Source organism: Aeromicrobium phragmitis (genome assembly GCF_003674095.1).
Lineage (GTDB): Bacteria > Actinomycetota > Actinomycetes > Propionibacteriales > Nocardioidaceae > Aeromicrobium > Aeromicrobium phragmitis.
Window position 1 is genome coordinate 1 of record NZ_RDBF01000170.1, and the last position, 373, is coordinate 373.

Annotated in this window: 1 protein-coding gene; it reads left to right on the forward strand. The window is 65.7% G+C overall.

Annotation, left to right across the window (positions count from 1 at the left end):
- Positions 1-185: 185 nt before the first annotated feature.
- Positions 186-373, forward strand: a 188-nt coding sequence (locus D9V41_RS16820) for a hypothetical protein (protein WP_481725505.1), incomplete at its 3' end; no start/stop codon positions are given.

Below are 373 nucleotides of genomic sequence, written 5' to 3' on the forward strand. Positions count from 1 at the left end.
AGGATCGGCACCCGGTAATAGGCTGTGATCGTCCGTGAACCGAAAGGAAGACCGCCGTCTTGTCGCGCTTGAACGACCTGCTCCGCCAACTCCGGATGGAGAACCCAGGACTGGCAGACGACCTCCAACGGGAGTAGGTCGCCCTCGCGGACCGGCGCTCGTTTGGACTGAACTTCGAGCGCCACGTGCCGGAGGCCGTCGAGCTTCCAGGACGGAAGGTGCGCAAGGGCGACAAGGTCCGCGTCCTGCCGCCGCGCGGCCAGGCGCGGAAGAAGGACAACGACCGGCTGTGGCGGGTGATCAGCTTCTCGACCCAGGACGGCGTTCGTCACGCCGACCTCATCGCCCTCGACAACGACGGCGATGAAACCTC